Genomic DNA, 10675 nt, shown 5'->3' on the forward strand with positions numbered 1-10675 from the left:
AGTTTTAATCTTCAAATTTATATCCGATTCCTTTTATCGTTTTTATATTTTTGATTCCTGTTTTTTCTCTTATTTTCCTTACGTGAACATCTATTGTTCTTGTTCCTACTATAACATCGTTTCCCCAGATTTTTTCAAAGATATTATCTCTCGTAAAAACATGGTTCGGTTTTGAAGCAATTAACTTAAGTATTTCAAATTGTTTTTTAGGCAACGAAATCTTTTCATTATTCTTATAAATGACATATCCTGTTATGTCAATGCGATATTCTCCGAATGAAATAATATTATTTTCTGCTTCATCTTTTTTATATCGTTTTAAAAGTGCTTTTATTTTTGAAAGTAAAACTTTCGGGCTTACCGGTTTTGTAATATAATCATCGCCGCCGGCTTCAAAACCTACAATTTGAGAATAATCTTCGTTTCTTGCTGAAAGAAAAATTATTATTGTGTCATTATTATCAGGAAGTTCTCTTATGTTTGCACAGGTTTGGTAGCCGTCCGTAACAGGCATCATTACATCTAAAATTATTATATGAGGTTTTTTGTTTTTGACAATTTCTATAGCTTCATCTCCGTTTTTTGCCGTATATACGGTGTATCCTTCTTTTTTTATATTGTATTGCAGAATTTCTCTGACATCTTTTTCGTCATCAACAATTAATATTTTATATTCAGATTTATACATTCTCGGAGTTTTGCGGTTTGACTTTTCAGTAAAAATAATTGTTTTTTTTCAATTAAGAAATTAATCTTCCGTAACGTCCAAGAAGTCTCTGTATGCTTTAAACAAACTCATTATGTGCATACTAATATTTTTAAGCTCTTCTAAAATATTGAAATACAGCAAACTGTTTCTTACATTTACAACATCTGCTTTCACTCTTTTAACTTGTTTCCTGCGAGAATTATTAATAAGTTTTATAATATTTTCCATTTCTGCGTTTAATGAATCTCTTTGTTTAAAATCTTTTTTATCCATTGCTTTCATTATGTTTGAACTGAATATATCCATAGAGTTATAAATATTTTCCAGCTCATCTTTTTGTTCAAGAAGCAAAGGTCTGTGAGAATTAATAAAATGTTCGGCAATAGGTTGTACAGTAAAGAATACACTCATCGCAATTTCTCTTTGAGCTTCAATCATTTGAACATAAAAAATGCCGGCTTCTTCTGCATCGGAAACTAAGTTTAATAATACTTTATTTGTTCTTGTTTTTCTTTTTTTAGTGTATTCTCTAAGGTTATCAACTTCTTTTATTAAAGGTTTTGCAAATTTGCTTTTGTTATCAGAAACATTTGCAAAAGCCTTTTTTAAATATTTTCCGCTTCTTTTTAGGACTCTTTTTATTTGCTTGTCAGCTTTTTCAATAAGTTCTGCTTCCGTAATTTCATTTTCTTCTGCGGCTTCCTTTTCTTCTTCTTCCGTTTCTATGTCTTCTTCACTTAAAACTTTTTTGGAACGATTTCTGAATAATAAAAATATTACACCTACTTCAAGAATTAATGCTGTAACAAATCCTGTATAATGTATTAATGCTGCAAAAGATGCCGCAATAAGTAATGCAGACAAAGCCGTTAAAAACCAACCGCCGATAACACTTACAACACCGGCAATGCGATAAACGGCAGATTCTCTGCCCCAAGCACGATCGGACAAAGATGCCCCCATTGCTACCATAAAAGTAATATAAGTTGTAGAAAGGGGGAGTTTAAAAGATGTTCCTATTGATATTAAAATGGCTGCGATTAATAAATTTACCGATGCTCTTATTAGGTCAAATTCCGGAACATCTTTCATGTCTTTTTTTGATTTCTCAGGCATTTGAAATCTTGTGTCAATCCAATCTCTTGTTTTATTCGGGATTATAGCTTGTACTGCATTATTAAAATGGATAGACCCTTTTACAATGGCTCTTGAAAAAGTATTTGAAGAAAATTTTTCGTCTTTATCTCCTTGTGCAGAAAGATCTAAAGTTGTTTTTGCCACATTTTTTGCTTTTTTAGATGTCCATAAAGTAATAATCATGATTGCACCTGCAGTAAACAAGAAAAATGCGGGAGTAGGGACTTTTTTTCCGAGAGCTTCCATATAATAAAGGTGCGGATCTATAGAGCCTGCTTCTTTCCAAAATTCCCAGGAATTAAATCCTGCTATCGGAACTCCTATAAAATTAACCAAATCGTTTCCTGCAAATGCTAATGCTAATGAAAAAGTTCCCAGAAGAATTATAAATTTCAAAATATTTACTTTCAGAAACTTAATAGAAATATATGATACAATTGACCAAAATAAGAAACTTCCCGCAATTATTATTAATGTGTATTCTTTCAGAAATACTTTAATTTCTCCGTAAAAATCTGTCCCTTTTAAGCCTTTCAGAACTATAAAATACGTAATTGCTGCAATTGTAATTCCCCCGAAAATTGCCATTGAAAAGGGTCTTGTTTTAGTATTGTATTGAAACGTAAAAACAATTCTGGAAATATATTGCGAAATTGCACCTAATGTAAATGCAACAACAACAGAGAGTAATATTCCGAAAATTATCCATAGTGCAGTAGAAGAATTAATAAAAAGAGCAAGGTCAGAAAAAGGTCTGTTTTCGCCTAACACTTTTATGAAACCTACGGCAATTGCAGCACCCAATAAATTAAATACAATTGAAACCGTTGTTGATGTCGGCATTCCCAAGCTGTTAAAGATGTTTAAAAGCAAAATATCACCGATAAGAACAGCAACAAAAATTACCATAATATCATAAAAAGAGAACATCTGCGGATGAAAAATTCCTTTTCTTGCTACTTCCATCATTCCGCTTGAAAAAACAGCTCCGATAAAAATTCCTAAACTTGCAATTATCATTATTGTTTTATAATTAAAAGCTTTTGAGCCTAATGCAGAATTTAAAAAGTTAATTGCATCATTGCTTACACCTACTACTATGTCAATTACGGCCAATACCAATAAACTAATTACAACGATTAAAATTATTGTTTCCATAATAATTATTATAAGCTTAACAGTTAAAAATTTATCAAAAATAGATTAAATAAAAACACTATAAAAGAGCATCTTTAATATTAACATTAACTTAACATTAATGAAATAAATGATTAATATAGGATGGTGTATGTCGTGACAAACAGCAGAAAACTGTTTCTGTTTATAATATTTTTTTGTGAATTCTAAACAATAAAATAATTACCAATAAAAATCCTTTTTTATTTGATAAGTATACTTAATGTTTTACCTGCCATTTTGCAAGGTTTTTGTCTAAACTCCAAAAAAACTTGCAATTATTCACATTACCCTTAATCATTAGTTAATTACCATTGTATTGTGTGATTTTCTGTGAGTAACAGCGTATTAACTTTTTTATTTAAATGGTATTTACTATTTTATTTAGGCTTAAAGAATTTACAAAGGAATATTCCCATGCTTCTTCTTCGGGAGTTTATCAACTTTATTTTCAAGCATTTTAAAACCTCTTATTAATCTTCCTCTTGTATCTTCGGGTTTTATAATTTCATCAACATAACCTCTTGCTGCTGCAATATACGGATTTGCAAACATTTCATTATATTCGGTTTCTTTTTCGGCATGTTTTTTTGCAGAATCTTTTGCTTCAGAAATTTCTTTCTTAAAAATGATTTCAGCTGCACCTTTTGCTCCCATAACGGCAATTTCGGCAGTAGGCCATGCAAAATTTAAATCGGCACCTATGTGTTTTGAATTCATAACATCGTAAGCTCCTCCGTATGCTTTTCTGGTAATAACCGTAATTCTCGGAACTGTTGCTTCTGAAAAGGCATATAATAATTTTGCACCGTTTGTAATAATTCCTCTCCATTCTTGGTCAGTTCCGGGTAAAAACCCGGGTACATCTTCAAAAACCAAAAGAGGTATATTAAAAGCATCGCAAAAACGAACAAAACGAGCTCCTTTTTTTGAGGAATCAATATCTAAAACTCCTGCCATAGACATCGGCTGGTTTGCAATTATACCGATACTTTTTCCGGCTAAGCGTGCAAATCCTACAACTATGTTTTCTGCATAATCTTTGTGAACTTCATAAAATGATTCTTTGTCAATAACTTTATATATAACATCTTTAATATCATAGGGTTGATTAGGACTTTCAGGAACAATTGAATTTAATTCAATATTTGCCTCGTTGCCTGTTTCATATTTCATTTCCGGAGTTATTTCTTCACAATTCTGAGGAATATAACTCAACAATTTCTTGATTTGTTCAATTGCATCAACGTCATTATAAGCTGTAAAATGAGCAACACCTGATTTTGTAGAATGTGCACTTGCTCCTCCGAGTTCTTCGGAAGTTACTTCTTCATGTGTTACTGTTTTAACTACATTGGGTCCGGTTACAAACATATATGAAGAGCCTTCAACCATAATATTAAAATCAGTAATTGCAGGAGAATATACTGCACCGCCGGCACAAGGTCCCATTATTGCTGATATTTGGGGAACAACTCCTGATGCTAATGTATTTCTGTAAAAAATATCAGCATAACCGCCCAATGAAACAACACCTTCTTGAATTCTTGCTCCTCCTGAATCATTTAAGCCTACAACGGGAGCACCGTTTTTCATTGCTAAATCCATTATTTTAACAATTTTTTCGGCATGTGCTTCGGCAAGTGAGCCTCCGAATATTGTAAAATCTTGCGAAAATATATAAATTAATCTCCCGTTTACAGTTCCGTATCCGGTTACCACTCCGTCTCCTAAAGGTATGTTTTTATCTAATCCGAAATCTTGTGAACGATGGGTTACAAATCTTCCTGTTTCTTGAAAAGAGCCTTTATCCAAAAGCAGCTCAACTCTTTCTCTTGCAGTCAATTTACCTTTTTTATGCTGTTTTTCTATTCTTTCTTTTCCGCCGCCTTGAAGTGCTTTTTTATTTATTTCTTCAAGTCTTTTAAATTTATCTTTATTTATCATCGTATATTTAAAATTTGAATATTTTGTGACAACAAATTTAAAAAAACTCCCGAAAAAAAGCATTATTTTTCAGGAGAACATATTTTTCGTTTTTTAATTTCATTTAAAATATTAAAACCGATTCTAACTTCACGGAATATTCTTTTTCGTTATATTTATCGGTAATATTCTTAAATTGCTTGATGTCATTGTAAATTTCTGCTTTTTCAGAATAAACTTGGTCGCTGAAGCTACTGCCGATATTAATATAATACTTCATTTTTTCACCGTAATCTTTAATAATAATATCTAAAATCTTATATGCTTTTTCCTTTTCTCCTGTTTTAAAATAATTACCGACAATTTCTGTCATAGAATCATCATAAGGAATTTTATTTTCGGGCAGAATTTCAATACATCTGTCCAATACTTCAATTGCTTTTTCTTTTTTGTTTTCATTAATCAGTGCAGATGCTAATTTCGCATAAGTTTCTCTGACAGCCATTATACGAATATTTCGCAAATCAAAATTGCCGATGTAAACATCATCTTCTTTTATTCGCCCCCAAACAAATTTAGTCATAAGTTTATCATACATTACATCGGTATTAATATATCCTGTTTGCCCTTCTGTTTTGTAAGGAACCAGACGATATGCAAAACCCTCCAACCTGAAATATTTTTGTAAGCCGTAATAATTTTGATGCGGAACACTCGTAGCAAAGTAAATAGGCCGTTCCCAGTTGTTTCTTGCAATTATTTCAAGAACAGCCATATCATTTTTAAATAAATAGGTTTTATTAATTGTCCATTCAATATTTTTCTCAAATTTACTTAATTCTTTTGCGGTAAAACTTCCTATTTTTGCTGCTTTTGGCCACGGCACATTTAATGACAGTTTTTTTGAAGGTAAATAATTTATTTCTTCACCATCGTTTGCTTGCAGTTTTGTATCTGAATTATCGGAAGCAACAAAGTCCATTGCATAATTTAAGGGTAAATGATTTTCTGAAATTTTTTGAAGGAAAACTTGCAATAATGAGCTTATTTCGTCAACTGAAGATTTGTCAATTTTATATTTTTTTATAAAATCTTCATCGGAAAGATTTACTACAATCCCGGCAAACTTAACCGGAGATACACCATTCATCATTTTAAGAATTGTATTATATTCTTCGGGGTTTTCTTTTGAATATTCTGATTTCTCTAAAATAACTTTTAAATTTTCTTTTATAGAATTAAAATCTTCTTGATAAATAATTTCTTTTGTAAAATACTTTTCATCAATAAAAGCTTCGGGATTTTCAGTAATATAAACAGCATCACGAATTCCTTCGCGATATTTATCGTGTTTCATTTTGAAAGGAACCGGTTTTGCATTATAAGATTGCATTTGCATTTGGTCTATATACCAATCAGTTCCGAGCAAACTTAAATTTACGACTTTAATATCGGTTCTGTATCCTTCAACTTCTTGCATGTACCAAAGCGGAAATGTATCATTATCACCGTAAGTAAATAAAATCGCATTTTCATCACAGGAATCTAAATAATTTTTTGCATAATCTGCAGTTGTGTATCTTCCCGAGCGATCATGGTCGTCCCAATTTTCAACAGCCATAATTAACGGAACCGGAACGGCTGTAAGAACAGTTAACAATAAAGTTACTTTTTTAGTAAGTCGAGAGTTTAAAAAGTTATAAATTCCGGTTATTCCCAGACCTATCCATATTGCAAAAGCATAGAAAGAACCTGCATAAGCATAATCTCTTTCCCTGGGCTGGTACGGTGTTTGATTTAAATAAACAACAATTGCAATTCCTGTAAAAAAGAATAAAAGAAACAAAACAGAAAAACTTCTTTTATCTTTTGAAAATGTATAAAGCAAACCGATAAAACCTAATAAAAAAGGTAAAAGATAATATTTGTTTCTGCTTTTATCATTTTTCATCTTTTCGGGTAAATCTCCTTGGTTTCCTATCATCATTTTATCAATAAAAGGAATGCCGCTTATCCAATTCCCTTTAGAAATTCCTCCGTGAGACTGAAGGTTATTTTGTTTGCCCGAAAAATTCCACATAAAATATCTGAAATACATGTGGCTTAACTGATAAGTAATAAAAAACTGAATATTATTTATAAAATTTGGTTTCTCTCCGGGTTCTACTCCTCCCCAAGTTTGATATGCCGAAATATGAAGCTGATCTCTGCTGTACATTCTGGGAAAAATTGTTTTTCTGTCATCATCAAAATCATAATCGGGATTTGTTTTTTCAATTTTTAAATATTCCCCGTCTTTCGGAATATATGTATAATTAGGATAGGATACATATTGACCGTTTTTTTCTTTTAATTTTGCATCGAAATATTGTCCGTAAATTAAAGGTCTTGAACCGTATTGTTCTCGATTAAGATATGATAAAAGCGTAAATATATTTTCCGGATTATTTTCATCCATAGGCGGATTTGCATTTGACCTTATCATAATAATTCCATAAGACGAATATCCGATAAGGATTACAGTTATTGCCGTAAGAACAGTATTTAAAATTATTTTATTCTTTTTTAATGAATAATAAATTCCGTATGCAAGTAAAGCAAATGTTAAGAAAATATAGAATAATAAACCGCTGTTATAAGGTAAACCTAAGCCGTTTACGAATAACAATTCAAATTTAGAAGCTAATACAACATATCCCTGAATTATTCCGTACATCAGAAAACCGACAAGTGCAACTGAGATTATTGCAGAATAAAACAATCCTTTGCTTGTAATTTTGTGTTTTTTAAAATAATAAACAAAAACAATTGCCGGAATTGCAAGTAAATTAAGCAAATGAACACCTATTGATAATCCCATCATAAATGCAATAAAAATAAGCCATTTGTTTGAATATTTTTGTTCTGATATTGTTTCCCATTTTAATATTGCCCAAAATACAACTGCCGTAAACAAAGATGAACTTGCATAAACTTCTGCTTCAACGGCAGAAAACCAAAAAGTATCTGAAAATGTATATGCCAAGGCTCCGGCAAATCCGCTTGCAAATATTACAACTGCTTTTGAAGTTGTTAATTCATTTTTTTTAACAATTATTTTTTTTGCGAAATAGGTAATTGTCCAAAATAAAAATAAGATGGTAAAGGCACTTGAAAAAACGGAAACCGAATTAATCATTAATGCAACATTCTGAGGATTTGAGGTAAACAATGAAAAGAATCTTCCTATAAGCATAAATAGGGGTGCCCCCGGCGGATGCCCTACTTCAAGTTTGTATGTTGAAGCAATGAACTCTCCACAATCCCAAAGACTTACCGTTGGTTCAACAGTTAAGAAATAAGTTATTAATGCAATTAAAAATGCAATCCAAGCTAATATATTGTTGTATTGTTTGTATTTATTTAGTGTCATATAATATTTTAAATCAGTTTATTTATTTCCCGTTTCTTTTAAGAACAACAAGTACGGTATGAATTAATATTTTAAAATCTAAATATAAAGACATATTTTCAATATAAAAAATGTCATAATTAAGGCGTTCAATCATTTCTTCAATATTTTCGGCATATCCGAATTTTACTTGCCCCCAAGAAGTTATGCCGGGTTTTACTTTTAAAAGTCTTAAATAATGCGGAGCTTTTTCAACAATTTTATCAATATAAAATTTACGTTCAGGTCTGGGTCCTACAAGAGACATTTCCCCTTTAATAACATTAAGAAATTGCGGTATTTCGTCCAATCTTGTTTTTCGCATAAAACGTCCGAAATTTGTTATTCTTAAATCGGTTGAAGAAGATAATTGCGGGCCGTCTTTTTCGGCATCAATATACATTGATCTAAATTTATATATTGAAAATGTTTTTCCTTGCAACCCGATTCTTTCTTGTTTAAAAAAAATCGGACCTTTTGATGAAATTTTAACACCGATTGCAGAAAAAACATAAACCGGAGATAAAATTAAAACAGCTAAAACGGAAGCAACAACATCAAATATTCTTTTTACGCTTTCTTGCCAAGCGGGCATTAGTGCATGAGAAATAATGATAAGCGGTGTTCCCAGAAAACTTGACATTCTCACTCGCCCTGTTAACACATCGATTAAACCGGGTATTACTTTTGTAATTACACTTACACGTTGTAATTTATTAATAATAGTGCCTATTGCTTCATGTTCGGAAGATTCAATTGCAATAATTACTTCTTCAATTTTCTTTTTTTTAATAATTGTTTCAATTTCATCCAAACTTCCCAAATGTTTGAGATGTTTATTTAATACTGTATCTTTTTTATTAAAAATATTTATAAACCCTACAAAGCGATATCCGTATTTTTCATCCTGCGATGTTAATTGTTTATATAAATTAAGTGCCTTGCCGTTACTTCCTATTAACAAAGTATTAAAGCCTATTTTTTCTTTTTCTATTTTTGAAATTGTTATGCTCGTAAAAATTAATCTCGGTATATAGGTTAGTGTAAAATGTATAAAAAATAATGCTCCCGCAGAAGCATAATAATCTTTGTATGAAAAAACAACATCGTCTAAAATTAATAAGAAGAAAATAATTATCACACCTATTAAAACAGTGATAAATGTTTGTCCGATTTCTTGCAGTCTTGATTTTCTGTAAGGGTTTCTGTAATATCCGAATGCAGAATATATCATCAGCCAAAACAACGGTAAACCGAATAATGCAATGAAAAAACTATAATCGTATTCAATATTTATTTGATAGCCGTAATTTGCAGATTCAATATATTCTTTTCGGAATAAATAAAACAAAAACCAAGCTAATGAAGCACTTACATAATCGGATAAAATATATTTTAATGTTTGTAATTTTTTATTCATTAAAACCTTAAATTATTATGTAAGTTTATTGGATGCTTTTATTAATTTAACTTAAACGCAAAATAATAATAATGATTGTGAAAAAATGAATATTTTATTTTCGTTGTGTTTGTTAAAATAAATGCTCACTCATTTATGTAGATAAAATCTATAATTATATAAAGAGTGTAGAAAAATTCTACACTCAGCTTCTTTGTTTTATTTCTGATAAACTATATTGGTCGGAGAAGATGCTATTCGTTTATTAAAATTAGATGTAAATAATCAAAAAGATGAATCCGGTTTCAAATATGAAAATCTTAAAATATTAAAAGAACAACTTCAAAATATAATTAAGATTATTGATGAAGATATTAAAGGGTTTGAGGAAGGGTAATACGAATTAAAAATATCAAAATATGTTTTACCCAAAGTATTTTTTTGCTATAAATATTAACAATAGTTCGTTAAGTTTTAGGCAGCAATTTTGCCGAAATTAATAAGTTCTTTGACATTATGTATATTTTTTAGCTTGTATGCTGGAACAGCGAACACGTTAATAAATCTTTGTAACATTAAAGTGTTGTGATACATGGTTTTAATGTCCGACATTGAAAATGCTCCACGAGTCTCTTTTGGAACAGATAACCAATATTCAACTTTTGCGAGATTGATAGCTGTAAGGGAGGCATTAAAATGGAAATATAATTTATTTTCACTTCTTGCTTGACAATCATTAAGCCCCGTATGCTGTTTTCCGTCTCTGTATACCGGAAGTTCATCAGCCTAAAACCTGTCTACCCCTTTGTTTATAGGCAAAGGCTCAGGTTTTGAGACAAAAGTGTGGGCAAGAAAATAAAATCTAAAAAATATATAAATAATTTTGCTACAATAAATT

At 30.5% G+C, this 10675-nt stretch carries 6 protein-coding genes; 1 reads left to right on the forward strand and 5 read right to left on the reverse strand.

Going from position 1 to position 10675, the window contains the following annotated elements:
* Positions 1-4: 4 nt before the first annotated feature.
* The 5 genes from L3J35_12150 to L3J35_12170 form a co-directional block, all read right to left on the reverse strand.
* The gene (locus tag L3J35_12150) at positions 5-688 is read right to left on the reverse strand and encodes a response regulator transcription factor (GenBank protein MCF6366941.1); all 684 of its coding nucleotides are present in this window, start codon (positions 686-688) and stop codon (positions 5-7) included.
* Between the two features lie 60 nt (positions 689-748).
* Positions 749-3004, reverse strand: a complete 2256-nt coding sequence (locus L3J35_12155; GenBank protein MCF6366942.1) for an inorganic phosphate transporter — start codon at positions 3002-3004, stop codon at positions 749-751.
* A gap of 417 nt (positions 3005-3421) precedes the next feature.
* Positions 3422-4969, reverse strand: coding sequence for an acyl-CoA carboxylase subunit beta (locus L3J35_12160; GenBank protein ID MCF6366943.1), 1548 nt, complete (start codon positions 4967-4969; stop codon positions 3422-3424).
* Positions 4970-5072: 103 nt separating this feature from the next.
* Positions 5073-8360, reverse strand: a complete 3288-nt coding sequence (locus L3J35_12165) for a DUF2723 domain-containing protein (GenBank protein MCF6366944.1) — start codon at positions 8358-8360, stop codon at positions 5073-5075.
* Positions 8361-8382: 22 nt separating this feature from the next.
* On the reverse strand, positions 8383-9798 hold the full coding sequence (locus tag L3J35_12170) for a sugar transferase (GenBank protein MCF6366945.1): 1416 nt from the start codon (positions 9796-9798) through the stop codon (positions 8383-8385).
* A 217-nt stretch (positions 9799-10015) separates the two neighbouring features.
* Here L3J35_12170 and L3J35_12175 point away from each other — a divergent pair, with 217 nt between their 5' ends.
* Positions 10016-10174, forward strand: coding sequence for a hypothetical protein (locus L3J35_12175; GenBank protein ID MCF6366946.1), 159 nt, complete (start codon positions 10016-10018; stop codon positions 10172-10174).
* Positions 10175-10675: the final 501 nt, after the last annotated feature.

This window comes from Bacteroidales bacterium, assembly GCA_021648725.1.
Classification (GTDB): domain Bacteria; phylum Bacteroidota; class Bacteroidia; order Bacteroidales; family JAADGE01; genus JAADGE01.

Excerpts from the sequence above, each read along its gene's own strand:
- L3J35_12150 (MCF6366941.1), bottom strand. The coding sequence starts at position 688 with ATGTATAAATCTGAATATAAAATATTAATTGTTGATGACGAAAAAGAT.
- L3J35_12155 (MCF6366942.1), bottom strand. The coding sequence starts at position 3,004 with ATGGAAACAATAATTTTAATCGTTGTAATTAGTTTATTGGTATTGGCC.
- L3J35_12160 (MCF6366943.1), bottom strand. The coding sequence starts at position 4,969 with ATGATAAATAAAGATAAATTTAAAAGACTTGAAGAAATAAATAAAAAA.
- L3J35_12165 (MCF6366944.1), bottom strand. The coding sequence starts at position 8,360 with ATGACACTAAATAAATACAAACAATACAACAATATATTAGCTTGGATT.
- L3J35_12170 (MCF6366945.1), bottom strand. The coding sequence starts at position 9,798 with ATGAATAAAAAATTACAAACATTAAAATATATTTTATCCGATTATGTA.